The organism is Bacillus sp. WC2503, from assembly GCF_052682895.1.
In genome coordinates this window covers 2,958,938-2,985,151 of the sequence record NZ_JBQYMD010000001.1, presented here as the reverse complement: position 1 = coordinate 2,985,151, position 26,214 = coordinate 2,958,938, and the positions used below count along the sequence as shown (strand labels likewise).

Sequence of the window (26,214 nt, the reverse complement as noted above, 5' to 3'; positions counted from 1 at the left end):
AACAGCAAGAGGAGGATTATAAGTGAAGTTAATTTCATGGAATGTAAATGGTTTACGTGCAGTTATCGCAAAAGGTGGATTTTTAGAATACCTTGAGGAATCTAATGCAGATATATTTTGTCTACAAGAAATTAAATTACAGAGTGGACAAATTGATTTAAATCCAGAGGGATATTATACATATTGGAATTATGCTGTGAAAAAAGGCTATTCAGGAACGGCAATTTTTACGAAAAAAGAACCGCTTTCTGTTACGTACGGTTTAGGCATTGAAGAGCATGATCAAGAAGGAAGAGTCATTACTTTAGAATTCGAAGATTTTTACATGATAACGTTATACACGCCAAACTCAAAACGAGGATTAGAGCGTTTAGATTACAGAATGGAATGGGAAGATGATTTCAGGACTTATATAAAGCAATTAGATGAAAAGAAACCAGTTGTTTTCTGTGGAGATTTAAATGTTGCTCATAAAGAAATAGATTTAAAAAATCCAAAAAGTAACCGTAAAAACCCTGGATTTTCTGATGAGGAAAGGGAGAAGTTTACACGTATTTTAGAAGAAGGATTTGTTGATACGTATCGTCACCTTTATCCTAATCAGGAAGGCGCATACTCTTGGTGGTCCTATCGTATGGGAGCAAGAGCGAAAAATATCGGATGGCGTTTAGATTATTTTGTTGTCTCTGAAAGAATAAAAGGGCAAATAACAGATGCGAAAATTAACAGTGAAATAATGGGATCAGACCATTGCCCAGTTGAATTACATATAAATTTCTAAAAAAAGAAGTATCTCGCTAATAATAGGCGGATACTTCTTTTTAATTCAGTTTGTTAAAATTTTTCAAATCATTCTTGAAATAATTGCATATTAAATATATACTTAGTAACGATAATCATTATCAGTGAAAAGGGTTATCAATGGATGAAGTGTGAAAGAATTATAGTTTAGGGGAAGTGAACGAGAATGAGTTCCGGATAAAATTATTAATCTAATGAATTATATGCATGGAACAAGTTTCATGTAGTTAAGTTTTTATATAAAAATAATCTATTTACAGGTTTCGAGAGGAGATATATAAAGATGAACAAGAAGTTATTTACGTTAGGGATGGTTACAGTTTTAAGTGTAGGGTTAGCGGCATGTAATAGTGCGGATAAAACTTCAGGGGAGCAAAAGCAACAGACAAAAGCTACGGAAACGAAAAAAGACGAAAAGCGAAAAATTACATATTTAGGTAAAGAATATACAGTGCCAGCAAAAGTAGATAAAATTGCGACAGCTAGTTTAGAGTCAATGGAAGATGCGGCCGTACTTGGAATTAAACCAGTTGGTGCGATTACTGTAGGTGGTAAATTACCAAAGTATCTTGAAAAAGATTTAGAGGGTGCAAAATCTGTTGGTGAGAAAATGCAACCGAATTTTGAAACATTACTTCAATTAAAACCAGATGTTATTACATCAAGTACGAAATTCCCAGCAGAAACAGCTGAAAAGTTTACAAAAGTAGCTCCGACGTTCCCGGTATCACACGTTTCAACAAATTGGGAGGATAACTTAAAGTTAATGGGAGAATTAACTGGTAAAAAAGATAAAGCAGAAAAGATTATTAAAGATTACAATGCGGACGCTGAAAAAGCAAAAGCAAAACTAGGAGATAAGTTAAAAGACAAAAAAGTACTTGTCGTTAGACTAAGAGCAAACGAATTATTCCTATATCCTGAAGGTGTATACTTTAACCCTGTCATTTATAAAGATCTTGGACTAACTGCTCCAGAACAATTGAAAACTGTAAAAGCACAAGAGAAAATTTCATTTGAAAAACTTGCTGAACTTAACCCGGATTATATTTTCTTACAATACGAGGCAAGTGAAAATAAAAACCCGAAAGTACTAGAAGAAATTGAAAGCAATCCAATTTGGCAAAGTATGAATGCTGCGAAAGAAAAGAAAGTATTTGTAAACGTTGTGGATCCAATGGCACAAGGTGGTACAGCTTGGAGTAAAACAGCATTCTTAAAAGAAGCAGTGAAAAATTTATCTAAATAATACAATAAGTAAGGTGCGTTGAATGATATGCAGAAAACAAATGCAGTACCAGTAACTATATTATGTATAGCACCCATACTCATCTTAGCTACAGTTATACTTTCTATTTTGTATGGTGCGAAAAGTATTGATGCTGAAACAGTGTGGAACGCATTATTTCATTTTGATTCAAGCGATGTAAATCATAATATTATTATTACTTCACGTTTACCAAGGGTAGTTGCAGCTCTTTTAGTCGGAGCATTTCTAGCCATATCAGGAGCACTTATGCAGGGGATGACAAGAAACTATCTTGCATCCCCTTCTATTATGGGTGTGACGGATGGTGCAGCCTTTGTTATTACACTATGTATGATTTTTCTTCCAGGAATGTCATCAATCGGTATGGTTTTATGTTCAATGATTGGTTCTGCACTAGGGGCCGGTATCGTGTTTGGTTTTGGCTCACTTCTTCAAAATGGCTTATCTCCTGTTAGGTTAGCAATTATAGGGACAGTTATTGGAACATTTTTAAGCAGTGTATCAGCTGCGATGGCTTCGTATTTCCAAATTTCTCAAAATGTTAGTTTTTGGTTTAATGCAAAGTTAGACCAAGTGGACCCTAATATAATTAAAATCACGATACCTTTTGGGATAATTGGGATAGTTTTAGCGCTGTTAATAGCGAAATCTATTACCATTCTTTCTTTAGGAGAAGAAGTTTCTATTAATCTAGGGCAGCGTACAAAACTAGTAAAAGCGATGGCAATTTTATCAGTAATTTTTTTAACAGGAACAGCAGTTGCTTTAGTAGGAAAAGTTGGTTTTGTAGGCTTAATTATTCCACACATTACTCGCTTTATTATTGGGGTAGATTATAAGTGGATTTTACCATGTGCGGGTGTTATTGGTGGAGTTTTCTTAGCTTTATGTGATGTATTAAGTAGATTTGTAAACTATCCATTTGAAACGCCAATTGGAGTCGTTACATCTTTAATTGGGATTCCTTTCTTCCTTTATTTAATCCGTACAAGAGGAGGAGAGAGACATGCTTAAAAGTTCAAGTCAACGTTTTGGAATGACGATGGGGATTATTATATTTTTAATACTATGTGCCATTTATATTAGTTTAACGAATGGAACGTTTGATATTACGATTACAGATGTATTTAAAACACTTTTTAGAATAGATCCGTTACCAGAGCATGATTTAGTTATTTTTGAGTTTCGTCTTCCGCGCATTGTAATTGCTGGATTAGTAGGATTAGGATTAGGCGTTGCGGGTGCTGTAATTCAAGGGATTACGAGAAATGGTTTGGCGGACCCAGGTATTTTAGGAGTAAATGCCGGAGCAGGTACAGCTATCGTCATTTTTATGTTTTTCTTTCAAGGACAATTAAAGAGCACAGACTGGATTTCTATAATGATGATGCCGATGTTTGGCCTAGTTGGTGGATTAGGTGCAGCCATTATAATCTATCTGTTTTCTTGGAAAAACGGTAAGTTAGATTCGCAGCGACTTTTGTTAACAGGGATTGCAATCGGTTCAGGGTTTGGCGCATTCTCTATGTATTTATCACTCAAAATGAAATCATCTGATTTTGAGATGGCTGCAGTTTGGGTGTCTGGAAGCATATATAGTGCAAACTGGAAGTATATTATTGCTATGTTACCGTGGCTTATCATTTTAATTCCACTTATACAGAAGAAAGCTTATTTATTAGATTTATTTCAATTGGAAGAAACGAGTATTACGAGTTTAGGTGTTTCAGTAGAAAGAGAGAAATCAATTTTACTATTAAGTAGTATCGGACTTGTGAGCGCATGTGTTGCTGTTTCAGGAAGTATTGGTTTCATCGGACTAATGGCACCGCATATAGCGAAAAGACTTGTTGGTATTCAGCATAAGCATATCATTCCTACGTGCGGAGTAATCGGAATGTTTCTTGTAATTGCTTCAGACTTTATTGCAAAAACAGTTTTCACACCTGTAGAGTTACCAGTTGGAATCGTTATTTCTATTGTCGGTGTACCGTATTTCTTATATTTACTTTATAAGGCGAAAGCGTAAGAGGAGGAATAAAAGTGAGTATTTTAAGTGCAAAAAATTTAGAAACGAGTTATGAAAAACTTACAGTGTTTCGCGATTTAAATGTGGAAATACAAGAAGGAAAAGTAACGACAATTATAGGGCCAAACGGGTGCGGTAAATCAACACTATTAAAAACGATGGGACGAATTTTAAAGCAAAAAAGCGGAAAAGTTTATTTGCAAGGACAGGATTTAAATACAATTCCAACGAAAGAAATTGCCAAGCTGTTAGCCTTACTTCCGCAAACTCCGATTGCACCAGGAGAGCTTAAAGTAGAAGAATTAATTTCTTATGGACGCTATCCACATCGAAATAACGTAAACAAGTTAACCTCAAAAGATAAAGAAATGATTGATTGGGCATTAGATATAACGAAAACTTCAGAATTTAGAACGAGACAAATTGCAAATTTATCAGGTGGTCAACGACAAAAGGTATGGCTAGCGATGGCTTTAGCGCAAGAGACAGAAGTGTTGCTATTAGATGAACCGACTACATATCTTGATATGTCTCACCAATTAGATGTATTGCAAATTGTAGAAAAGTTAAATAGAGAACATAATTGTACGATTGTAATGGTATTGCATGATATTAACCACGCAGCAAGGTTTTCCGATGAAATTATTGCAATGAAAGATGGGGAAATTGTTACAACTGGTAGTCCAGAAGAAATTATTACAAATGAAGTATTAAAAGAAGTATTTCATATTGATGCGCGTGTCATGATTGACCCGTATAATGGGGCTCCTGTTTGTTTCGGTTATGATAGTGTTGTATCTCAAGAAGAAAAAGTAGAAATATATGTAACGAGTTAAAAGGGGGAGATAGGGTGAATACTACTATTGAAAAACAGCAGATTATTACATCTAATACAGAACAGTGGAAAATGTATTCAAAAGTAGAGGGTAAGGAATATCAAATTCATATTTCAAAGCCGAGGCAACCAGCACCGGATTCAGGATACCCTGTCATATACGTATTAGATGGCAATGCCTTTTTTCAAACATTTCATGAAGCGGTTAAAATACAATCAGTAAGGGCTGAAAAAACAGGTGTTTCACCAGCCGTTATAGTAGGTATCGGTTATCCAATTGAAGGAGCATTTTCAGGAGAAGAAAGATGCTATGATTTTACACCTAGCGTAATTTCAAAAGATGCTCCTTTAAAACCAGACGGTAAACCGTGGCCTAAAACAGGAGGAGCACATAACTTCTTTACTTTTATTGAAGAAGAAGTTAAACCGCAAATTGAAAAAAGTTTTGCGATTGATAAAGGAAAACAAACGTTATTTGGGCATTCGCTAGGTGGCCTATTTGCTTTACACATACTATTTACAAACGTAAATGCCTTTCAAAATTATTTTATTAGTAGTCCATCTATTTGGTGGAATAACCGATCTGTACTTGAAAAAGAAGAGAACCTTATAAATGAATTAAACAATGCTAAGTTTGAAACAGGGGTATTCCTTACAGTTGGGTCACTAGAACGAGAGCATATGGTTGTAGGTGCAAATGAATTATCAGAGCGACTTCTCCAAGTAACACATGATAAACTTAAATTTAAGTTTTATGAAGCGGAAGGGGAGAATCACGCATCTGTTGTCCCAACGTCTTTAAGTAAAGGATTGCGATTTATTAGTCAAGTGTAGAAGAAGTATATGAAAAAAGGTAAGCGATTGCTTACCTTTTTTCATTATTGTTTTATTGCTACGTATCCATCAATTAAAAAGCTAGTGAAAAAGCGATTGATTTGAGTAAATCCACATTCCTCCATAATAGCAAGTAGATTATTTTCGGAAATAGGAAATATGTCTGTTTCAAAAGAATTTTCAAACCGGTCCCAATCTTCTAATGGAATTTGATTTTGTATCATGTAGTTTTGCCAAGCATTCAATTGCGCAGAAAACATACTTGTATGGGGTACACCATTTATTGTAGAGAGAAAGAATGGAGCGTCAGGTTTTAAGCGCCTACTAATTTCATGAAGAAGCTCTTTTTTCTCCTCAATAGTTGGGATGAAATGAAGAACAAGCATACAGGTAGCGGTGTCAAATAACGAATTTGGTAATAATGAATGGACAGTTCCATGTACGAAGTGAATTTGGTTCTGTACGCCTTCGTTTTCAATTCTTTTTTTAGCTAACTGTAGCATGCTTTCAGATGGATCAACACCTGTAAAAGATAAATTGCTATTTTGTTTACCTATTGAGAGGATCTCTTGTCCACCTCCAGCACCTATAACTAGTAAATTCGGATTGATATGTTCTTTAGGGAGTGTAGTAAACAAGAAATGATTTATCATGTCGTATAGGGTGTAATAGCTTGGGATTTTTAATGGAATTCTTTGTTCATATGAACTTACGGTAGTATCATTCCAATTCATTTTTGACCTCCTAAGTATATGTACTATAGCTTTATTATGAAATAAATGTATGAAGGTGAACAATCCCATAAATCTGGGGGGAAGAGGATGTATGAAAAAACAACGAAAGAAATTACAATGCTAGCGAATCGTATAAGTTCTATAAGGACATTTCAAAAGTCATTTCTCCACTTGATTCGTAAAGTTATTGATTTTGAAGCCGCTTGTTTTACAATTATAGACCCAATTTCTTTTTTATCTACTGGGGCATTTACGGATGCAAGTGTTGAAAAGATTCATCCACAATTGTTTATGAATGAATTTCTAGATGATGATTTTAATAAATTTAAATATTTATCAGAACACTCACCTCATGTTGCTGCTCTTAGTATGGCGACAAATGGTGAGCAAAAGAAAAGTTCTAGATACCGAAATATTTTAAAACCAGCAAGTTTTGGAGATGAATTAAGGGGCGTTTGTATAAGTAAGGGGAAATGTTTTGGGCATCTTAGTTTATTTCGAGGGAGTACCAGTCCCGTTTTTCATATCGATGATTGTAAGTACTTAGCAACGATAGTCCCAATTGCTGGAGAGGCTTTAAAAAAGGCATTTCCTATACCTTTTTCAGAAGAGAAGGTGATAGGGACAGGCACGATTATATTAAGTGAGGATTTTAATTTATTATATTGGAATCAAGATGGCAGCGATTGGCTCTCAAATCTTAGAAAGTATGAACAGTTAAATATAAAAGAAATACCAAGACCAATACGAGCAGTTTGTTCGAAAGTAAAGGCTAACGAATATAATGTAGATTGCATACGGAGAGAAGAAAAAGTTTGTATACCTTTAGCCTATGGACATTTTCTAATCATTCGGGCCAGTAAGTTAGAATGTACAAGTAGTTTTCAGGCTGGTTATGTTGTTCTTTTCGAAAGAGCAAGACCAGAAGAAATCTTTCCGCTTATTATGGAAGTTTATAGTTTTACAACACGTGAGAAGCAAGTAGTACGTAAAATTCTTACAGGTATGTCGACAAAGGAATTAGCCCAAGAACTGTGTATATCTATATACACAGTACAAGATCATTTAAAATCCATTTTTGAAAAGACTGGGGTAAGTAGTAGAAATGAACTTGTGTGGGAAGTTTTTTCGAGATTTTGCTTTGATGTTGATAAATAAAAATAAAACAAGTCTACTAAAATCACATGAAGTACGGTGGCTGAGTTGTAAAATAGGGCTGAAAAAAGGTTATGGATGAAACATTCCGTAACCTTTTTTCATAAGTAGAATTGTCCTTTTTGAAAGTTTTGTTTCAACTTTTCGTCTAAAGAGACAAAAAGTTGTCACATTTCCGTCACAATTAGCATAAACATAAAATAGACGAAATGAACTTATTTCCAAAAAGGCTTGATTCATTCAAATCAAGAGGAATAGAGCTGAAAAAGCGCGGATTAAAAGTTCACTATATTCTCAAGGAGGTAGATCGTATGAAAACTATTCTTGCTATCGCTGGACTGATTTGGGTTCTATCACATGGCATCCCAATTTATGAAGGAGAACAAATTCGCAGTGCTCTGAATAAAAATTTTAATGAATATCATATCATTGATCGGCAAGATAATGTTGTGACAGTTCGAGTGAATGATTGTTTTCATACGGTGACCGTTGAAGGAACTTCAGTAGTGAATGATACAAAAGTATGTGATCAGCAATAACTATATATAGGAAGAAAAAAGTCTCAATTTAAACGTGTGAAGATTGAGGCTTTTATATTTGTAGGCGAATAATAAGCGGGGATGGACAATCCCCGCTTATTATTGTTTCAATTTATCCCGCTATTTGCCAGGCAGTAAGACCCCCACCTCAAAATTCAGCGAAAGCAAAGAAGGTAGGTGAAGGTCGGGCTGCCCATAAAAGCTCGATTGGTGAGGGCTAATTAAAATTTCACTTTATTGGATTTTGATTGGAGATATAATGATTTTTTTACAAAAAGGAAAGGGTATAATAAAAATTGAGACTGAGAAGCTAATAATGTGTTAAGAATAATCATAAAGTGGAAATATACTCATATGGGGTATCATACATAGATATTTAATGCTATAATTGGTATACTCATAAAAGCAATTGTTTTATTGGATGAAGAGAAATTTTAAGAAGGTGATAATATGGATCATAAAGAGCATGAATCAGTAACACATAGATCAGAAAAAGAAAAAGAGCAAATTATAAATAGATTGAAGAGAATCGAAGGACAAGTTCGTGGTATTCAAAATATGATTGAAAATGATCGTTATTGCGTTGATATTTTAGTGCAAATTTCAGCGATTAATGCAGCGATGAAAAAAGTAGGAATGGGTGTCTTAAAAAATCATACGAGTCATTGTGTTTCAGGAGCTATTAAAAATGGAAATGGTGACGAAGCAATTGAAGAATTAATGACAGTATTTGAACGTTTTTCAAAAGCGTAAAAACAAGCTAGTATGTAACTGGCTTGTTTTTTTGTTTACCCGTATATTGGATTTAGGTGTATTGTAGTGAAAAAGTGTGTGTAAAATAAACGTTTAGAAAATAATTGAAAAATCATGATACAAAACCATTGATTACCTTAGGGGGGTATGGTAAAATGTAGTTGTGATTAACAAACAATGAAGAAACAAGAGGAGGATTTTAAATGGAACAGTTAACATTAAAAGTTGAAGGTATGTCTTGTGGACATTGTGTAAACTCTATCGAAAGCAGTGTGAAAGAGCTAAACGGTGTTGAAAAAGTGAAGGTTCAATTAGCAGAAGGAACTGTTGAAGTTACTATCGACTCGTCTGCTATAACATTAAAAGATATCGTTGCTGTAATTGAAGATCAAGGATACGATGTTCAATAATTATTTTTAGATATGGAAATAAATCGTACTTTAAACGAAGTACGATTTATTTTGCTAATAATTATACCTCACAAGGGTATATAGAGGTGAGAGACATGAATGAACAAAAAGAGGCCAATCTTCAAATATCAGGAATGACATGTGCAGCATGTGCCAATAGAATTGAAAAAGGTCTGAAAAAAGTAGAAGGTGTTCATGATGCAAATGTAAATTTTGCACTTGAAAAAACAAAAATAATGTACGATCCAACTAAAACAACTCCGCAACACTTTAAAGAAAAAGTTGAATCGTTAGGATATGGAATTGTAAGTGATAAAGCTGAATTTACTGTTTCAGGAATGACATGTGCAGCATGTGCGAATAGAGTTGAAAAGCGTTTAAATAAGTTAGATGGTGTGAACAAAGCGACGGTTAATTTCGCTTTAGAGTCGGCAACGGTAGACTTTAATCCTGATGAAGTCAGTGTAAATGAAATGAAGAGTACGATTACAAAGTTAGGATATAAATTAGAAGTGAAATCAGATGAGCGAGATGGATCAACAGATCATCGCTTACAAGAAATTAAACGACAAAAGAAAAAATTTATTATTTCGTTTATTTTATCATTCCCGTTATTGTGGGCAATGGTGAGTCATTTCTCATTTACATCGTTTATTTATTTACCTGATATGCTAATGAACCCTTGGGTACAGCTAGCTCTTGCAACTCCTGTTCAATTTATCATTGGTGGACAGTTTTATATTGGAGCTTATAAAGCGTTACGTAATAAAAGTGCGAATATGGATGTTCTCGTGGCACTTGGAACGTCGGCCGCTTATTTCTATAGTGTATATTTAAGTATTCAATCTATTGGTTCTTCGGAACATATGACAGATTTATATTTTGAAACGAGTGCGGTACTTATTACATTAATTATTTTAGGTAAATTATTTGAAGCAAAGGCAAAGGGACGTTCATCAGAAGCAATTAAAAAGTTAATGGGATTACAAGCGAAAACAGCTACAGTTGTACGAGATGGAACAGAAATGAAGATTTTAATCGAAGAAGTGGTAGCTGGTGATATCGTTTATGTAAAACCTGGTGAAAAAATACCAGTTGATGGAGAAATTGTAGAAGGAAAATCTGCGATTGATGAATCGATGTTAACGGGTGAAAGTATTCCAGTTGATAAAACAATTGGAGATGTAGTAATTGGTTCTACAATAAATAAAAATGGATTTTTAAAAGTTAAAGCAACTAAGGTAGGTAGAGATACGGCATTAGCTCAAATTATTAAAGTAGTAGAAGAAGCGCAAGGATCGAAAGCGCCTATTCAACGGGTAGCTGATCAAATTTCTGGTATTTTCGTACCGGTTGTAGTTGTGATTGCTATTATTACATTTGCAGTGTGGATGATATTTGTTACACCTGGTGATTTTGGCGGAGCGCTTGAGAAAATGATAGCAGTACTTGTTATCGCCTGCCCATGTGCGTTAGGTCTTGCGACACCTACATCTATTATGGCTGGATCAGGAAGATCAGCTGAGTATGGTATTTTATTTAAAGGTGGAGAGCATTTAGAAGCAACGCACCGATTAGATACGGTTATTTTAGACAAAACGGGTACTGTGACAAATGGGAAGCCAGTATTAACAGATATAATTGTAGCAGATGGATTCCATGAAGAAGAAATACTACGTTTAGTAGGAGCGGCAGAAAAAAATTCTGAACACCCACTTGCAGAAGCGATAGTAGAAGGAATTAAAGAAAAGAAAATTGATATACCAAGTTCGGAAACATTTGAAGCAATTCCTGGGTTCGGTATTGAATCGATTGTTGAAGGGAAACAATTATTAATTGGTACACGTCGATTAATGACGAAGTTTAATATTGATATTGAAGAAGTTTCTAAATCGATGGAAGAGCTAGAGCGAGAAGGAAAAACAGCAATGTTAATAGCGATAGATAAGGAGTATGCTGGAATAGTTGCTGTTGCGGATACTGTAAAAGATACTTCAAAAGCAGCTATCGCACGACTTAAGAAAATGGGTCTAGACGTTGTTATGATTACAGGGGATAATACACAAACTGCTCAGGCAATTGCAGGGCAAGTTGGTATTGATCACGTAATTGCAGAAGTATTGCCAGAAGGAAAAGCAGAAGAAGTGAAAAAACTGCAAGCGCAAGGTAAGAAAGTAGCGATGGTTGGAGATGGAATAAATGATGCTCCTGCTCTTGCTACAGCAGACATTGGTATGGCAATTGGAACAGGAACGGATGTAGCGATGGAAGCAGCGGATATTACGTTAATCCGTGGTGATTTAAATAGTATTGCCGATGCAATTTTTATGAGTAAAATGACGATTAGAAATATTAAGCAAAACCTATTCTGGGCGTTAGCTTATAATGGCTTAGGGATCCCAATTGCAGCATTAGGTTTCTTAGCACCTTGGGTTGCAGGGGCGGCGATGGCATTTAGCTCGGTATCAGTCGTATTAAATGCACTAAGATTGCAAAGAGTGAAATTAAAATAATAAAAATTTTAATTTATAGAGTAATTGAAAATGCTTTTATACAAAAAAACAATACTTTGAATAAGTGTTGTTTTTTTGTTTGTATAAAAAGAAAAAAGGTATAATAAAGCAGCAATATTGAATCTTATTATAGTAGAAAGCCGAGTGTTAGTTTAGTAAGGAGACTCATATATGTTAACGGATATTATAATTAGGACATTCCAGAAAGAGGATTTAGAAACAGTATTACAATTGTTCTATGAAACAGTTCATACGGTGAATGCAAGAGATTATAACGAGTTACAGCTACAGGCATGGGCGCCAAAGCGACTAGATAGAGAAAGATGGCTACAGTCTTTAGAAAAGAATATTTGTTACGTTGCTGAGTATAGAGGTGTGATAGTGGGGTTTGGGGATTATAATGATGAGCATTACATAGATCGCTTATTTACGCATAAAGATTATCAAGGAAAAGGGGTAGCTTCATACATATTACAGAAGTTAGAAAAAGAAGCAGTGAACTTAGGGCACGGGGATATATATACAGAGGCGAGTATTACAGCAAAATCTTTCTTTGAAAGGAAAGGTTTTATTTGCATAAAGGAACAAAAAAAACAGCACAATGGTCAGATTTTTATTAATTATGTTATGAAAAAATAGCCTTCTCATAAACGAGAAGGCTATTTTTTCATTATTTTACAGCTTCTTTTAGTTCTTTACCAGCTTTGAAAGCAGGTACTTTAGAAGCTGCGATTTGCATTTCTTCACCAGTTTGTGGGTTACGGCCTGTACGAGCAGCTCTTTCACGAACTTCGAATGTACCGAATCCGATAAGTTGTACTTTTTCACCAGCAGCTAAAGCGTTAGTGATTGATTCTACTACAGTTTGTACAACTACAGTAGCTTCTTTTTGAGAAATCTCAGCATTTTGTGCTACGTTTTTAATTAATTCTGTTTTATTCATGTTTTTCACCTCATATGTAAATAATGCTATTTAAGTTGTTATTATAACGTATAAAACATTCGAGAACAAGTGTACGTAGATATATTCACGAAAAAAATGAAATTTGTAATATTTTTTAGCCTACTTTATAACCATTCCATTTAAGCGGATATAGATTTGTTCTGTATTTCAGTCTTCTCTTTATTTGTAGGTAGTTTCTTATTATAAGATATGAAATAAGGTAGTTCTACAAAATACAAACCGCCTACTAAATTCCCAAAGAAAACAAGAAGTTTGGGAAATATTCAATCCAAGTTACATGACCGGTAAAAATTGCAGCTGGGATAACAAACATATTTGCTACAACGTGTTGAAACCCCAATTTTTTTCATGTTGTCACATCAATGTAACAAAAGGATTTTAAACTACATCTAGAGGTGAAAACATGAATACGCATCATGTAAAAAAAGAACAAAAAAAATCAATCTTAAAGAAACTTATTATAAGTTTCATAAGTATAGTAATGATTCCAGTAAGCTTGTATTTCTATGCGACAGAAATAGAACGAAAACTAATAACAGTTACGTGGAATGAAATAGAAGCCCCGACGATTCCTAAAGAGTTTAATAATAAAAAAATATTGCAATTCTCAGATGTACATTTAGGACCAGAGTTTACATTGAAACAACTAGAAAATTTGGTGGAGAAGATGAATGAATTGCATCCAGATATAGTTGTTTTCACAGGAGATTTAATAGATAAGTTTGGATCTTATAGTGCGGAAAAAGATGAAGCGAAGGTTATTTTGCAGAAAATTAATGCTCCCTTAGGGAAATATGCTGTGTTTGGGAATCATGATAGGGGCGGGGGTGGTAGTGTGTTTTATAAAAAGTATATGGAGGAAGCTGGTTTTTCTGTATTAGTAAATGAAGTGCAGAAAATTAAAGTGGGAAACGGCAAATATATTACAATATCAGGCTTGGATGATTTCTTATTAGGGAAGCCACAAATAGACGCGACTTTAAAACATGTAAGGCAACAAGATTTCAATATGCTATTAGTACATGAGCCGGATGTTGTAGACAAAGTAGCTTGTTATCCAGTTGATTTTCAAGTTTCAGGGCATAGTCACGGAGGACAAGTTCAAATTCCTTTTATAGGTCCATTAATTACTACAAAATTAGCTGAGAGCTATGTTGAAGGTATGTATGAATTAGAAGGGAAGAATAAGCCGTTACATTTATATGTAAATCGAGGTATTGGGACAACCCGAATGCCGGTTAGATTTTGGAGTGTACCTGAACTTTCAGTATTTGTGTTGAAGCAAAATAGTAATTAGACGATTCTAGAATAGTAGGAGGACTTTCAGAGAAAGTTCTCCTTTTTATTGATTAAATACAGAATGTTATGTAAATTAAATTTAAAGTGTTAAAAAAGAAAGGGGAATTTCTATGATAGAAACATGGCATAAAGAGTTGGAAAGTTTGTATAACCAAATGGTTTCGTGGCGAAGAGATTTTCATCAATACCCAGAGCTATCGTTTCAAGAAATAGAAACACCGAAAAAAATAGCTGCAATCTTAAAAAGTTTTCATATTGATGTGAAAACAGATGTCGGGGAAAGAGGAATCATCGGCGTAATTGAAGGTGGGAAATCTGGGAAGACAATCGCGTTGCGTGCTGATTTTGATGCACTACCTATTCAAGATGAAAAGAAAGTTTCATATAAATCAAAGGTTCCGGGCGTAATGCACGCTTGTGGCCATGATGGACATACAGCAACACTTTTAGGAGTTGCAAAAATATTAAGTGATCATAGAGACCAACTTTCTGGAAAAATAGTTCTTATACACCAACATGCAGAAGAGAAAGAGCCTGGCGGGGCTATCGCTATGATTGAGGATGGTTGTTTAGAAGGAGTAGATGTTGTTTTTGGTACGCATGTATCTTCTCAAATGCCTGTAGGAATTGTTGGTGCGAAAGCAGGAGCAATGATGGCGGCAGCTGATTCTTTTGAGGTGAAGGTTCAAGGGCGAGGTGGTCACGGAGGTATGCCACATCATACTGTAGATGCTATTATTGTTGCAACACAAATTATTAACCAGTTGCAACTGTTAGTTAGTAGAAAAGTCGATCCACTTCAATCCGTAGTTTTAACAGTTGGTACATTCCATGCTGGTCAAGCGGATAATATTATTGCGGATACTGCTACGTTTACAGGAACCATTCGAACGTTAGATCCTGAAGTAAGAGAATATATGGAGAAGGAATTTAGACGAGTTGTTGAGGGGATTTGTCAGTCTCTTCAGGCTGAAGTTAATATTCAATATAAACGTGGCTATCCAATATTAATAAATCATGTAGAGGAAACGAGTCATTTTATGGAGGTTGCAGAACGTGATCTTGGAAGAGAAAGGGTCATTGAAGTGCCGCCTATTATGGGTGGTGAAGATTTTGCATACTACTTAGAACATGTTCCAGGAGCATTTTTCTTCACAGGTGCGGGTAATGAAGAAATAGGAGCAACATATCCGCATCATCATCCTCAATTTGATTTTGATGAACGTGCAATGTTAGTTGGTGGGAAGTTACTTTTAAGTCTCGTAAATAGCTATTTACGAAATGGAGATGAATCTCTTCGTACTGTAGATATGGATGTGAAAAAGTAATTTACATAAATAAAAAACAGCAATAGGTTACTTTATATAACCTAGTGCTGTTTTTTATTATTTTTGCAAAGGAATAGCATCAAAATATGTTCTGTAGTTATTGGAGAATTCAAAGTTGTTTTTTGCATCCCAATTAATGGACCAAGACATTAGACCACGAAATGCAGGGTAGCCATTTTGATTAGAAAGCTTATACTTTCCTCCGAAAGGAACGCCTTTAATGATATAATTTAAAGCTTTTTTCATTTCAGTTGGAGAAATATACCCGCCACTTGGAGCTGCTGCTGGTGCCGCCGGAAGTCCAATCATTACTTGATCTGAACGAAGAGCGGGGAAAATATTATTTGGATTACCGCCTACAGGAAAGCCATGTAAGAGCATATCTGCCATCGCGACCTCGTAGTCTGCGGTTCCTTGATTATAATTATTACCGTCCATCCCAATGCCGCTACCAGCATTATAGTGTTGAACGTGAATATAAGTTAGTTTGTCTTTCACTCCGTAAATAATTGGTAAATATGCACCCCATATGCTTCCATATGCGCTATACCCGCCTTGAACATAAGCTGTTTCAGGGGCCATGCTTAGTAGGAAATCTGGGCCGTAATGGTCTGAAATCGTTCGAATTGCTGAGATAAGATTCACGATTTGAGGAGTTGTTGGGTTTTTAAAATTAGTGTCATTGCCGTTTAAGTAAATACCTGATTCAAGGTCAATATCCATTCCATCAAAACCGTATTTATCGATTAGAGATTGTATGGAATTAATAAAACGTTGTTTAGCGGCATTGTCAGGAAGTAAAACGACTCCATTTTGTCCACCTATTGAAAGAACTACTTTTTTTCCTTTACTTTTTAAATAGGAAATATCAGATTTGAACTCTGCATCTGTACCATACACAGGGGAAAATTCAACAGTGGAACGATCACCACCAGTTTCACCGAAAGATACATTTATTACATCCCATTTTGGTGAAACATCTTTTAATTTAATAATGCCAGTACCGTTATCAAAGTTATGCCAATATCCAACGAGTAATTTTGATCCTAAATTGTTTGCTGCTTTTGTTTGGAAGGGGGCTAGCGGTAGCAGTAAGAAAATTACTAACATACAACAAATGAATTTGAACTTGTTTAACATATCAACACTCCTATACGAAAAGTTGTCTAGATGTATAATCTTGTTTCTTTAATGATATCTGAAAATTTTATCTTTTGTTAGGTTTAATAATTTTCTCAACAATTGTGTATGGAAAATTATTAAACCTAATGTAATAATTTATGAAGGAGGTGGATTTATAATTTTTAAATTCAGAATATTTTGATATATTAAGAAATGTAAGACAAGGTTTTTTGCATAATACTCTTACATAAATTTCAAAATAAAGTTTGGAAGGGGATGTACAAGATTTGGATAAAAATCTTAAGAAAGACCTAAAAATACGCCACATTACGATGATCTCAATTGGTGGTGTAATAGGGGCTGGTTTGTTTGTTGGAAGTGGTGCAGTTGTACATTCGGCCGGGCCAGGTTCTATCGTTTCATATGCATTAGCAGGACTTTTAGTCATTTTCGTCATGAGAATGTTGGGGGAAATGGCAGCTATTAACCCGACAAGTGGTTCATTTGCAACATATGCACGAGAAGCTATTGGTCCATGGGCCGGGTATACAATTGGGTGGCTATATTGGTTTTTCTGGGTAATTGTTATTGCAATAGAAGCCACAGCAGGTGCTGGTATTATTCAATACTGGATTCCAGACATCCCACTCTGGTTATTAAGCCTAATATTAACGATTTTATTAACGTTGACGAATGTTTTTTCAGTGAAATCATTTGGAGAGTTTGAATATTGGTTTTCTTTTATTAAAGTAATAAGTATCGTCTTATTCCTTTGTCTTGGACTTGCTGTTATTTTAGGATTTGTACCAGGAACGGAAGCACCTGGCACTTCAAATTTAGTAGGACAAGGGGGATTTATGCCAAATGGGATAAGTTCGGTGCTGCTTGGAATTACCGTCGTTATATTTTCATTTATGGGGTCAGAGATTGTAGCAGTAGCGGCTGGTGAGTCTGCTGAGCCTGTAAAAGCAGTAAAAACAGCAACAAATAGTGTAATTTGGCGTATTCTCGTATTTTTCATTGGATCTATTGCTATAGTCGTTACACTCCTTCCGTGGAATTCAGCAAACATACTAAAAAGTCCATTTGTAGCGGTACTTGAACATATAGGAATACCAGCGGCAGCACAAATTATGAATTTTATCGTTTTAACAGCTGTACTCTCTTGTTTAAATTCGGGCTTATATACAAACTCAAGAATGCTTTTTTCGATGGCAGAAAGAGGAGATGCTCCAAAGGTGTTTTTAAAATTGAACAGTAGTGGTGTTCCAGTTCGAGCAGTTTTATTTGGAACTTTCTTCGCTTATATTGGAGTTGTTTTTAGTTACATATCTCCAGATAAAGTATTTTTATTTTTAGTGAATGCTTCTGGTGGGATCGCGTTACTCGTTTATCTCGTTATTGCAGTTTCGCATTTAAAGATGCGTAAAAAAATGGGAAAAGTAGAACAAAGAAATTTGAAAGTGAAAATGTGGCTTTTCCCATATGTAACGTATGTTACAATTGCTGCTATTATAGCAGTTTTAGTTGCAATGCTTGCAATTGAATCTTTGCGTCCACAAGCACTTTTAACGATGCTTGTTACTGTTCTTATAATACTTTCTTATTTTATTTTTAATAGAAATAAAAATAGCACAGTTTTGAAACCTAAAAGTAGAAATGAAGAATCCGTTCGATTCTAATTTATTGTTTTGGAATAGAGTTACACCCAATCATTGCTATAAAAGAATCATATATAAACATAGAAACGAGTAATTACTATTGTCATAGTGAATATAAACTTTTTTCTTGACTTTTTATACGAAGGCGAGCAAAATGGTAAAAAAGGAAGGGGGGATGATGATGGAAGAGTACGTATTAGAGCTGTATAACCTGTTATATACGACAGAATGGCAAGATATTGTTTCGTTTCTAGGAATAGTATTTTGCATGAAAATTGTAATTGTATATATGGAAGAGCAAGGTATGTTCTATTCCTTCTCATCCCCGTTCGATGTGCAGCGCGAGCCGTTGCTGAACTATGCCAAGGTGAATTACGAACAAATTCCTTTTGTTCTATTCTTTATGATTCGATTTATAACAGCAATTGTAAAGAAGAAAGAAAGTGATGATGAAGAGTGCCACGTAACTTGTAATATAGCTAACGTTTTTTAAGCTAAATACAAGGAGGAGATTTATATGTGGTTTCGATTTCTTATGATTGGTTTCTTTTCATTAACAGCAATTTCATTAATGGGATATCAAGTATCTGAAATTTTTCAAGCATATAGCAATACGTTTTTTAACAAAAACTAATTGCATTGCTATTTGAATAATAAAGCGATAAAATCCTTCTTAAGAAGTTTTATTAAGAAGGATTTTTTTCTTTGTCTTGTCTTACTGTGTCAAACTATTGTCACATTTACACTGTGAATAATATGTTAAAATAGTGAGGTTACGTATACATATTTGAAGGAAGAGGGAGTGACCATTTTGGTGGATCAATCAACAAATCAGAAAAGCTATGCTCCTATTGTGATAACGCTTTCTGTAATTGTAAATGCGATTATTTTATTTTTGTTCTTTGGACCTGTTGGCTATGAAGGAGAAGTACATTTTGATGTAACGATTTTACCAATGTTAAATGCAATTTTTAATAGCTTTACGTTCGTATTCTTATTAGCAGCTTTATACTCTATTATTAAAAAGAATGTGAAAATGCACCGTGGTTTCATTCTTGCGGCATTCACGACGACTTTGCTATTCTGTGTTTCGTATTTATCGTATCATTACTTGGCGCCAGCAACACATTTTGGCGGGGAAGGATTTATTAAATATGTGTACTTCATCATTTTAATTACACATATTATCCTTGCGGCAATTATTGTACCACTTGCATTGTTCGCACTTGTATTTGGTTTTACGAATCAATTAACACGTCACCGTAAAATTGTACGATGGACGATGCCAATTTGGCTATATGTAAGTCTATCTGGTGTTATTGTTTACTTAATGATCTCACCTTATTATCAATAAAAAATCTCAGCCCTAAAGGCTGGGATTTTTTTGTTAAGCAAATATTTTTGTGAAATGAAAAAAATATGGTATACAAAAGTATAGTTGCTTTTTAAATAGAAGGGATGGTAAAAAGATATGCAAAATTTTGTATTTCGTAATCCGACAAAACTTATTTTCGGTAAAGGACAATTAGAGCAGTTAAAAACTGAAATTCCACAGTTCGGTAAAAAAGTTCTTCTCGTATATGGAGGAGGCAGCATTAAAAGAAACGGTATATATGATAATGTAATTTCTATTTTAAAAGATATAAATGCGGAAGTATTTGAATTGACTGGTGTTGAACCGAATCCTCGTGTATCAACAGTAAAAAAAGGGATTCAAATTTGTAAAGAAAATGGTGTCGAATTTATTTTAGCAGTTGGTGGAGGAAGTGTAATCGACTGTACGAAAGCGATTGCCGCTGGTAGTAAGTACGATGGAGATGTATGGGATATTGTAACGAAAAAAGCATTTGCTAGCGAGGCATTACCATTTGGTACTGTACTTACTCTTGCAGCAACAGGATCTGAAATGAATGCAGGCTCGGTAATTACAAACTGGGAAACGAATGAAAAATACGGCTGGGGTAGCCCGGTTACTTTCCCGCAGTTTTCAATCTTAGATCCAGTTCATACTGCGTCTGTACCGAAAGATCAAACAATTTACGGTATGGTAGATATTATGTCACACGTATTAGAGCAATATTTCCATCATGGAACAAATACAGAACTACAAGATCGTTATTGTGAATCTGTTTTAAGAACAGTAATTGAAACAGCTCCTAAGCTTTTAAGTGATCTAGAAAATTATGAGCATAGGGAAACAATTTTATATTGCGGTACTATGGCGTTAAACGGCATTTTAGCAATGGGAGTAAAAGGAGACTGGGCAACTCATAATATTGAGCATGCAGTTTCTGCTGTTCATGACATACCACACGGCGGCGGCCTTGCAATTCTATTCCCGAATTGGATGAAGCATGTTATAGATGAAAATGTAAGTCGTTTTAAACAGTTCGCTATTCGTGTATTTGATATAGAAACAGATGGCAAAACAGATAAAGAAGTGGCGTTAGAAGGAATTGAGGCACTGCGTCAATTTTGGACTTCAATTGAGGCGCCAGTAGCATTATCTGATTATACTATTGGAGAAAATGAAATTGATTTAATGGCGGATAAAGCGATGGCTTATGGTGAATTTGGTAACTTTAAAAAATTAAATAAAGATGATGTTTTAAACATATATAAAGCTTCTTTATAAGTGAATCGAGAAAAGAAACCCATTTGATATAACAATCAAATGGGTTTCTTTTTTGTTGTCTATAACTGTTTTTGATTGTTTTTGATTATTTATGAATGTATATGGTTGATTTTTGTGATCGTTTTCATTATACTGTAATCAAAGAAGAGGTGAGTAAAATGTTAACTCCTGAACGTCATCAAATGATATTGCAACTTGTAAAAGAACAGAAAGTAGTTAAATTACAGCAATTAGTTGAAAGAACAGAAAGCTCTGAATCAACAATTCGTCGTGATTTAGCACAATTAGAAAAACAAAGGTTATTAAAAAGAGTTCATGGTGGTGCCTCTGTTTTAACAGCAAAGGGACAGGAGCCAACGATGACTGAAAAATCATCCAAAAACATTCAAATAAAACATCAAATTGCTAAGTATGCAGCTACTATTGTGGAACAAGGGGATTGTATTTATTTAGATGCAGGAAGTACAACATTTGAAATGATTCCATTTCTAATAAATAAAGATGTTACTGTCGTGACGAATGGACTTATGCATATTGAAGCTTTAGTTGAAAATAATATTCGTGCGTATTTACTAGGCGGAATGATGAAGAGTAGGACGAAGGCTTTAATTGGTGCGATGGCACAGGAAAGTATGCAGAAGTATCGCTTTGATAAATGTTTTTTAGGAGCGAATGGCGTACATGAACAGTTTGGTTTTACAACACCAGATCCAGAAGAAGCGCTTTTAAAACAAATGGCATTAACATTAGCGAACGAAGGGTATTTCTTAATTGATGAAAGTAAGTTTTCAGAAGTTGCGTTTGCGAAAATTGCCAATGTTGAAGATGCAAATATTATTACAAACCATTTAGAAATTGATTTAGAAAAATATAAAAGACAAACCAATGTAATTGAGGCTGATAAACAATGATCTATACAGTTACTTTAAACCCATCTATTGATTATGTAGTACAAGTTAATTCTTTCGATTTAGGCACAGTAAATCGGGCAGAGAAAGATATGAAGTTCCCTGGAGGAAAAGGGATTAATGTTTCTCGCGTTCTTCATCGTTTAGGTGTTGAAAATGTTGCACTTGGATTTACTGGTGGATTTACTGGTCAGTTTATTCAAGATGTATTACATGATGAAGGTGTAACAACAAATTTCGTCCAAGTAGATGAAGATACTAGAATTAATGTAAAAATAAAAGGGGAAGAAGAAACAGAATTAAATGGACAAGGTCCTATTGTGACAAAAGAACAGTTTGGACAATTGATGAAAAAAATTGAAAGTATGCAACGTGAAGATTGTGTTGTACTTGCTGGAAGTATACCGGCTTCTATTCAAAATACCTTTTATGAATCAATTGCTGCGTTTGGAGCTGAAAAAGGTATTCGTGTAGTAGTAGATGCAAGTGGAAGTGCACTGCAACATGTAATTAAAAATAAGCCATTTTTAATAAAGCCAAATCATCATGAACTTGGTGAGTTATTTGGAGTGGAGCTTTCAACGGTAGAAGAGATTTTACCGTATGGAAGAAAATTAGTCGAACAAGGTGTAGAGAACGTTATTGTATCAATGGCCGGAGATGGAGCTTTATTATTTACGGCAGAAGGTATATATGAAGCAACTGTTCCAAAAGGTGTTGTTATTAATTCAGTTGGGGCAGGAGATTCTCTCGTTGCTGGATTTGTAGGTAAATACGAACAGACAAAAGAAATTGAAAAGGCATTCCAATATGGCGTTGCAACAGGGAGTGCAACAGCATTTTCGGCAGATTTATGTAAAAAGGAAAAAGTAGAAGAATTATTGTCGCAAGTAATTGTAGTTAAGCGATAGGGGGAAGTAACATATGAAAATTACAGAACTATTAAAAAGGGATACAGTCATTATGAATTTGACAGCTTCAAATAAAGAAGCTGTCATAGATGAATTAGTTGAGAAATTAAGTGGGGCAAATCGTTTAAATAGTAAAACGGAATTTAAAGAAGCTATTTTAAAGCGGGAGTCCCAAAGTACGACTGGAATTGGGGAAGGCATTGCCATACCTCATGCGAAGACGAAGGCTGTTAAGCAACCGGCGATTTGTTTTGGTAGAAGTGTAAGCGGTATCAATTATGAATCGCTTGACGGACAGCCTGCACATTTATTCTTTATGATTGCTGCAAGTGAAGGAGCGAATAATACACATTTAGAAACGTTGTCCCGTCTTTCTACATTATTAATGGATGAAGGCTTTCGCAAGCAATTATTAGAAGCGAAGGATGAAGAGGAGCTTCTTCGCTTATTTGATGAAAAAGAGAATGAAAAAGAAGAAGAAGTTGAAGTAGCGAAACCAGAAGGGGATGAACCATACGTATTAGCTGTTACAGCTTGTCCGACTGGAATCGCTCACACATATATGGCTGCTGATAGTTTGAAAGCGAAAGCGGCAGAGTTAGGGATTGCGATTAAAGTTGAAACGAACGGATCAACAGGTATAAAAAACGGTTTAACGAAAGAGGACATTGAACGTGCAACGGCCATTATCGTTGCGGCAGATAAACAAGTAGAAGTGAATCGTTTTGCTGGAAAACATGTCATTCAAGTGCCAGTAGCTGATGGGATTAGAAAAACGGAAAAGCTTCTTAATCGAGCTGTCAAACAAGATGCACCAATCTTTAAAGGTGTAAAAGAGAATGGGAAGTCAGAGAGTATAGAGAAGGAAAAAGGATTAGGAATTTATAAGCATTTAATGAGCGGTGTAAGTAATATGCTTCCGTTTGTTGTTGGCGGTGGAATTTTAATAGCGCTAGCGTTTTCGTTTGGTGGTATAAAGGCGGAAGGTCCATTAGCTGAATTGTTCATGTCTATTGGTGGAGGAAAAACAGGGGCGTTTTTATTCCTTGTACCAATTTTAGCTGGATTTATTGCGAGTTCTATTGCTGATCGTCCTGGTTTTATGCCTGGTGTTGTCGGAGGATTTTTAGCGGCACATGCGAATGCTGGGTTTTTAGGTGGATTAATTGCTGGTTTCTTAGCTGGATATGTTGTTTTAGGATTGAAAAGATTATTTTCAGGATTACCAGCGCAGTTAGAAGGAATTAAACCTGTTTTGTTATATCCAGTCTTTGGATTGTTAATTACAGGAGTTGTAATGCAAAAAGTAGTAAATCCACCTGTAGTAGCATTGAATGAAATGTTAACAGGATGGTTAAATGGTTTGAACGGTACAAATGCTATATTACTAGGTCTTATTTTAGGTGGTATGATGGCAATCGATATGGGTGGTCCAATTAATAAAGCCGCATTTACATTTGGTATTGCTGCAATAGAAGCGCAGAACTTTGGAGTTCACTCTGCTGTTATGGCTGGTGGTATGGTACCGCCACTTGCAATTGCATTTGCAACTACATTCTTTAAAACAAAGTTTACAGAAGCGGAACGTAAATCTGGTTTAACAAATTATATTATGGGAGCATCGTTTATTACAGAAGGTGCAATTCCATTTGCAGCTGCAGATCCGATTCGAGTAATTGTAAGTTGTGTTGTTGGTTCAAGTATTGCAGGTGCGTTATCTATGTTATTCCAAATTACATTACCGGCACCACATGGTGGGTTATTTGTTATAGCATTAGTAAATAAACCGTTGCTATATATTTTCTCTATACTAGTAGGGACAGCTATTTCTGCTCTTATGATGGGAATTTGGAAAAAGAAAGTTAAATAACAAATGAAAAAGGAGTAGCTACTATAAGTTACTCTTTTTTATTACAAAAAAAGAGATTAATAATTGGAGAATGATGTTTTATGGTAAAAGATGTAATGGAATATGGTTTTTTTGTAACAAAACAGTAATACTGTAATTTTTTTTGGAAAAAAATTTTCATGCTTGTATGTGGAAAATATATGAAAAATATTGGGGTTTCTATTGAAAAGGCATTTTATTAATATGGAAATTTATGTTACAACTCGTTAATCGTATATTACGAATGCTTTGTAATTGTGTGATTTCTAAAAAACTAAAAAATCTGTTGCTATAATGAAAATACGAAAACAAAGCAAATGGAGGCTATTCATGAAAAAATTATTAGGTATAGCAACAGCGGCAGTTTTTGGTCTTGGGATTTTTGCAGGTTCTGCGAAAGCAGAAACGATTGTAACAACAGACGTATTAAATGTGAGAGAAAACCCAAATGTAGAGTCAAAGCTTGTAGGTAAAATGTTAAGTGGAAATAAATTAGATGTTATAAATACAGAAAACGGATGGTCGAAAATTAAATTAGACGGTAAAGAAGCATTTGTAAGTGCTGAATTTACTAAAAGTACGTATTATGTAACTGCGAATGTATTAAATATTCGTGCTGGAGCGAATACTGACTCTGAAATTCTTGGTAAATTTAATAAAAATGATTTGATTGAAACGACAAATCAAGTTCAAAATGAATGGTTACAATTCGACTACAATGGAAAAGTTGCATATGTTCACGTGCCATTTTTAACAGGGACGGCACCGGTAATTGAAAAGAAAGAAGTTGTAACGCAAGAAGAAGTGCCGGAAAGAGTAAATACGCCGGTTAAAAATAATAAAGCAGTTAAGAGCAAAGAGTCTGTTAAGAATGTAGAATCAAATAAACCTGTGGTAAAACAGCAGTCAACTACGAAACAAGTTGCGAAATCTACTCAAACAAGTGCCCCTGCTGGTGGACGTGAAATAACAGTAGAAGCGACGGCGTATACAGCAAATCCAAGTGAGAATGGTACGTATGGTGGTCGTGTATTAACTGCAATGGGGCATGATTTAACAGCGAATCCAAATATGAAAGTAATTGCTGTTGATCCAAAGGTAATTCCACTTGGATCGAAAGTATGGGTAGAAGGATATGGAGAAGCGATTGCTGGAGATACTGGTGGTGCTATTAAAGGAAATCGTATTGATGTATTAGTGGGCTCAGATGGTAGTGCTAATAGCTGGGGCCGTAAGTCTGTAAAAGTGAAAGTTATACAATAGTGTATATGTATTAATTTAAAAAGCGGTTGCTTACATATTTTCAAGCAACCGCTTTTTATGGATTATTGAAAGGGATAAATAGTTGTACCTGTAAGAATTTTATATGCACTGCAAAATTGAGTCTGCATATACTCTGTATTTTTATTTTCTGGATGTAATGTTGTTTCTTGGAGCGTAGAATGAAAAGAACGTAGCAAACAATTTAGAGCGAAGTATAATTCTTCTTGTGAACAGTTTTGTTCTTTTGTAGCAGTGGCTAAAATAAGGTCTTTTGTTAAAGATGAAAAATTGATGGTAGATTGTTTCATAGTCAACTCATCCTCTCAAAGCTATTTTTTATCATGTGTATGCAGAATTGGACA

At 34.9% G+C, this 26,214-nt stretch carries 26 protein-coding genes and 1 pseudogene; 22 read left to right on the top strand and 5 right to left on the bottom strand.

Annotated features, from left to right (window positions below; all coding sequences use genetic code 11):
- Positions 1-22: 22 nt before the first annotated feature.
- From ACUN26_RS15195 to ACUN26_RS15170, 6 genes are all read left to right on the top strand, one after another.
- Positions 23-781, top strand: coding sequence for an exodeoxyribonuclease III (locus ACUN26_RS15195; protein ID WP_000767610.1), 759 nt, complete (start codon positions 23-25; stop codon positions 779-781).
- 303 nt (positions 782-1,084) lie between these two features.
- Positions 1,085-2,050: an iron-hydroxamate ABC transporter substrate-binding protein gene (locus ACUN26_RS15190; protein WP_001035500.1), complete on the top strand. Its 966-nt coding sequence runs from the start codon at positions 1,085-1,087 to the stop codon at positions 2,048-2,050.
- A gap of 27 nt (positions 2,051-2,077) precedes the next feature.
- Positions 2,078-3,085 (top strand): FecCD family ABC transporter permease, encoded by a 1,008-nt coding sequence (locus ACUN26_RS15185; RefSeq protein ID WP_001173039.1) that lies wholly within the window; start codon positions 2,078-2,080, stop codon positions 3,083-3,085.
- On the top strand, positions 3,078-4,100 hold the full coding sequence (locus ACUN26_RS15180; protein WP_000920443.1) for a FecCD family ABC transporter permease: 1,023 nt from the start codon (positions 3,078-3,080) through the stop codon (positions 4,098-4,100). Before ACUN26_RS15185 ends, ACUN26_RS15180 begins: the two co-directional genes overlap by 8 nt.
- A gap of 14 nt (positions 4,101-4,114) precedes the next feature.
- Positions 4,115-4,936 carry an ABC transporter ATP-binding protein gene (locus ACUN26_RS15175; protein ID WP_000025775.1) on the top strand — a complete coding sequence of 274 codons (822 nt, stop codon included), beginning with the start codon at positions 4,115-4,117 and terminating at the stop codon, positions 4,934-4,936.
- 14 nt (positions 4,937-4,950) lie between these two features.
- The gene (locus ACUN26_RS15170) at positions 4,951-5,769 is read left to right on the top strand and encodes an alpha/beta hydrolase (RefSeq protein WP_001098325.1); all 819 of its coding nucleotides are present in this window, start codon (positions 4,951-4,953) and stop codon (positions 5,767-5,769) included.
- Between the two features lie 44 nt (positions 5,770-5,813).
- Here ACUN26_RS15170 and ACUN26_RS15165 read toward each other — a convergent pair whose 3' ends face one another.
- Positions 5,814-6,503, bottom strand: a complete 690-nt coding sequence (locus ACUN26_RS15165) for a class I SAM-dependent methyltransferase (protein WP_001104348.1) — start codon at positions 6,501-6,503, stop codon at positions 5,814-5,816.
- Positions 6,504-6,590: 87 nt separating this feature from the next.
- Between ACUN26_RS15165 and ACUN26_RS15160 the strand changes: the two genes are divergently transcribed.
- The 6 genes from ACUN26_RS15160 to ACUN26_RS15135 all read left to right on the top strand — a co-directional run bounded on the left by ACUN26_RS15160 (position 6,591) and on the right by ACUN26_RS15135 (position 12,512).
- Positions 6,591-7,661 (top strand): helix-turn-helix transcriptional regulator, encoded by a 1,071-nt coding sequence (locus ACUN26_RS15160; protein ID WP_000273065.1) that lies wholly within the window; start codon positions 6,591-6,593, stop codon positions 7,659-7,661.
- Positions 7,662-7,969: 308 nt separating this feature from the next.
- Positions 7,970-8,197 (top strand): hypothetical protein, encoded by a 228-nt coding sequence (locus ACUN26_RS15155; RefSeq protein WP_000849103.1) that lies wholly within the window; start codon positions 7,970-7,972, stop codon positions 8,195-8,197.
- 450 nt (positions 8,198-8,647) lie between these two features.
- Positions 8,648-8,950 carry a metal-sensing transcriptional repressor gene (locus ACUN26_RS15150; RefSeq protein ID WP_000349642.1) on the top strand — a complete coding sequence of 101 codons (303 nt, stop codon included), beginning with the start codon at positions 8,648-8,650 and terminating at the stop codon, positions 8,948-8,950.
- A gap of 203 nt (positions 8,951-9,153) precedes the next feature.
- A complete protein-coding gene (gene copZ / locus ACUN26_RS15145) occupies positions 9,154-9,360 on the top strand; it encodes a copper chaperone CopZ (protein WP_000436967.1) in 207 nt (68 codons plus the stop codon).
- A 95-nt stretch (positions 9,361-9,455) separates the two neighbouring features.
- Positions 9,456-11,873 (top strand): heavy metal translocating P-type ATPase, encoded by a 2,418-nt coding sequence (locus ACUN26_RS15140; RefSeq protein ID WP_001005320.1) that lies wholly within the window; start codon positions 9,456-9,458, stop codon positions 11,871-11,873.
- Between the two features lie 171 nt (positions 11,874-12,044).
- On the top strand, positions 12,045-12,512 hold the full coding sequence (locus ACUN26_RS15135; RefSeq protein WP_000954491.1) for a GNAT family N-acetyltransferase: 468 nt from the start codon (positions 12,045-12,047) through the stop codon (positions 12,510-12,512).
- 31 nt (positions 12,513-12,543) lie between these two features.
- Here the strand turns inward: ACUN26_RS15135 and ACUN26_RS15130 are convergent, their stop codons facing one another.
- Both ACUN26_RS15130 and ACUN26_RS15125 read right to left on the bottom strand, forming a co-directional pair.
- On the bottom strand, positions 12,544-12,816 hold the full coding sequence (locus tag ACUN26_RS15130) for an HU family DNA-binding protein (RefSeq protein ID WP_001043903.1): 273 nt from the start codon (positions 12,814-12,816) through the stop codon (positions 12,544-12,546).
- Between the two features lie 140 nt (positions 12,817-12,956).
- Positions 12,957-13,177: pseudogene (locus ACUN26_RS15125) on the bottom strand (formate/nitrite transporter family protein); the annotation flags it as partial.
- Positions 13,178-13,240: 63 nt separating this feature from the next.
- Between ACUN26_RS15125 and ACUN26_RS15120 the strand changes: the two are divergent.
- Both ACUN26_RS15120 and ACUN26_RS15115 read left to right on the top strand, forming a co-directional pair.
- The gene (locus ACUN26_RS15120; protein ID WP_001091710.1) at positions 13,241-14,134 is read left to right on the top strand and encodes a metallophosphoesterase; all 894 of its coding nucleotides are present in this window, start codon (positions 13,241-13,243) and stop codon (positions 14,132-14,134) included.
- A gap of 112 nt (positions 14,135-14,246) precedes the next feature.
- Positions 14,247-15,464 (top strand): M20 metallopeptidase family protein, encoded by a 1,218-nt coding sequence (locus ACUN26_RS15115; RefSeq protein ID WP_000573501.1) that lies wholly within the window; start codon positions 14,247-14,249, stop codon positions 15,462-15,464.
- Positions 15,465-15,521: 57 nt separating this feature from the next.
- Here the strand turns inward: ACUN26_RS15115 and ACUN26_RS15110 are convergent, their stop codons facing one another.
- The gene (locus tag ACUN26_RS15110) at positions 15,522-16,604 is read right to left on the bottom strand and encodes a chitinase (RefSeq protein WP_000932454.1); all 1,083 of its coding nucleotides are present in this window, start codon (positions 16,602-16,604) and stop codon (positions 15,522-15,524) included.
- Between the two features lie 269 nt (positions 16,605-16,873).
- Between ACUN26_RS15110 and gabP the strand changes: the two genes are divergently transcribed.
- From gabP to entD, 8 genes are all read left to right on the top strand, one after another.
- A complete protein-coding gene (gene gabP / locus ACUN26_RS15105) occupies positions 16,874-18,268 on the top strand; it encodes a GABA permease (RefSeq protein ID WP_000360092.1) in 1,395 nt (464 codons plus the stop codon).
- Between the two features lie 133 nt (positions 18,269-18,401).
- Positions 18,402-18,740, top strand: a complete 339-nt coding sequence (locus ACUN26_RS15100) for a hypothetical protein (RefSeq protein ID WP_002039366.1) — start codon at positions 18,402-18,404, stop codon at positions 18,738-18,740.
- 318 nt (positions 18,741-19,058) lie between these two features.
- A complete protein-coding gene (locus ACUN26_RS15095) occupies positions 19,059-19,601 on the top strand; it encodes a DUF420 domain-containing protein (protein WP_000228316.1) in 543 nt (180 codons plus the stop codon).
- Positions 19,602-19,718: 117 nt separating this feature from the next.
- Complete coding sequence (locus ACUN26_RS15090) at positions 19,719-20,882, top strand: iron-containing alcohol dehydrogenase (protein WP_001179084.1); 1,164 nt, start codon at positions 19,719-19,721, stop codon at positions 20,880-20,882.
- A gap of 158 nt (positions 20,883-21,040) precedes the next feature.
- Positions 21,041-21,793: a DeoR/GlpR family DNA-binding transcription regulator gene (locus ACUN26_RS15085; RefSeq protein ID WP_000957291.1), complete on the top strand. Its 753-nt coding sequence runs from the start codon at positions 21,041-21,043 to the stop codon at positions 21,791-21,793.
- Positions 21,790-22,701 carry a 1-phosphofructokinase gene (gene pfkB, locus ACUN26_RS15080; RefSeq protein WP_000640839.1) on the top strand — a complete coding sequence of 304 codons (912 nt, stop codon included), beginning with the start codon at positions 21,790-21,792 and terminating at the stop codon, positions 22,699-22,701. Before ACUN26_RS15085 ends, pfkB begins: the two co-directional genes overlap by 4 nt.
- Before the next feature lie 13 nt (positions 22,702-22,714).
- Positions 22,715-24,571 carry a PTS fructose transporter subunit IIABC gene (locus tag ACUN26_RS15075; protein ID WP_000704651.1) on the top strand — a complete coding sequence of 619 codons (1,857 nt, stop codon included), beginning with the start codon at positions 22,715-22,717 and terminating at the stop codon, positions 24,569-24,571.
- A 348-nt stretch (positions 24,572-24,919) separates the two neighbouring features.
- Complete coding sequence (gene entD / locus ACUN26_RS15070) at positions 24,920-25,852, top strand: cell wall-binding protein EntD (RefSeq protein ID WP_000734608.1); 933 nt, start codon at positions 24,920-24,922, stop codon at positions 25,850-25,852.
- Positions 25,853-25,914: 62 nt separating this feature from the next.
- On the opposite strand, the gene ACUN26_RS15065 is transcribed toward entD, so the two are convergent.
- Entirely contained in the window at positions 25,915-26,160 is a 246-nt protein-coding gene (locus ACUN26_RS15065) for a hypothetical protein (RefSeq protein ID WP_000814421.1), read from the bottom strand.
- Positions 26,161-26,214: the final 54 nt, after the last annotated feature.

Excerpts from the sequence above, each read along its gene's own strand:
- pfkB (WP_000640839.1), top strand. The coding sequence starts at position 21,790 with ATGATCTATACAGTTACTTTAAACCCATCTATTGATTATGTAGTACAA.
- ACUN26_RS15185 (WP_001173039.1), top strand. The coding sequence starts at position 2,078 with ATGCAGAAAACAAATGCAGTACCAGTAACTATATTATGTATAGCACCC.
- ACUN26_RS15115 (WP_000573501.1), top strand. The coding sequence starts at position 14,247 with ATGATAGAAACATGGCATAAAGAGTTGGAAAGTTTGTATAACCAAATG.
- ACUN26_RS15165 (WP_001104348.1), bottom strand. The coding sequence starts at position 6,503 with ATGAATTGGAATGATACTACCGTAAGTTCATATGAACAAAGAATTCCA.
- ACUN26_RS15085 (WP_000957291.1), top strand. The coding sequence starts at position 21,041 with ATGTTAACTCCTGAACGTCATCAAATGATATTGCAACTTGTAAAAGAA.
- ACUN26_RS15150 (WP_000349642.1), top strand. The coding sequence starts at position 8,648 with ATGGATCATAAAGAGCATGAATCAGTAACACATAGATCAGAAAAAGAA.
- ACUN26_RS15135 (WP_000954491.1), top strand. The coding sequence starts at position 12,045 with ATGTTAACGGATATTATAATTAGGACATTCCAGAAAGAGGATTTAGAA.
- ACUN26_RS15065 (WP_000814421.1), bottom strand. The coding sequence starts at position 26,160 with ATGAAACAATCTACCATCAATTTTTCATCTTTAACAAAAGACCTTATT.
- entD (WP_000734608.1), top strand. The coding sequence starts at position 24,920 with ATGAAAAAATTATTAGGTATAGCAACAGCGGCAGTTTTTGGTCTTGGG.
- ACUN26_RS15090 (WP_001179084.1), top strand. The coding sequence starts at position 19,719 with ATGCAAAATTTTGTATTTCGTAATCCGACAAAACTTATTTTCGGTAAA.
- ACUN26_RS15190 (WP_001035500.1), top strand. The coding sequence starts at position 1,085 with ATGAACAAGAAGTTATTTACGTTAGGGATGGTTACAGTTTTAAGTGTA.
- ACUN26_RS15075 (WP_000704651.1), top strand. The coding sequence starts at position 22,715 with ATGAAAATTACAGAACTATTAAAAAGGGATACAGTCATTATGAATTTG.
- ACUN26_RS15155 (WP_000849103.1), top strand. The coding sequence starts at position 7,970 with ATGAAAACTATTCTTGCTATCGCTGGACTGATTTGGGTTCTATCACAT.
- ACUN26_RS15130 (WP_001043903.1), bottom strand. The coding sequence starts at position 12,816 with ATGAATAAAACAGAATTAATTAAAAACGTAGCACAAAATGCTGAGATT.
- copZ (WP_000436967.1), top strand. The coding sequence starts at position 9,154 with ATGGAACAGTTAACATTAAAAGTTGAAGGTATGTCTTGTGGACATTGT.
- ACUN26_RS15140 (WP_001005320.1), top strand. The coding sequence starts at position 9,456 with ATGAATGAACAAAAAGAGGCCAATCTTCAAATATCAGGAATGACATGT.
- ACUN26_RS15120 (WP_001091710.1), top strand. The coding sequence starts at position 13,241 with ATGAATACGCATCATGTAAAAAAAGAACAAAAAAAATCAATCTTAAAG.
- ACUN26_RS15100 (WP_002039366.1), top strand. The coding sequence starts at position 18,402 with ATGGTAAAAAAGGAAGGGGGGATGATGATGGAAGAGTACGTATTAGAG.
- ACUN26_RS15180 (WP_000920443.1), top strand. The coding sequence starts at position 3,078 with ATGCTTAAAAGTTCAAGTCAACGTTTTGGAATGACGATGGGGATTATT.
- ACUN26_RS15110 (WP_000932454.1), bottom strand. The coding sequence starts at position 16,604 with ATGTTAAACAAGTTCAAATTCATTTGTTGTATGTTAGTAATTTTCTTA.
- ACUN26_RS15160 (WP_000273065.1), top strand. The coding sequence starts at position 6,591 with ATGTATGAAAAAACAACGAAAGAAATTACAATGCTAGCGAATCGTATA.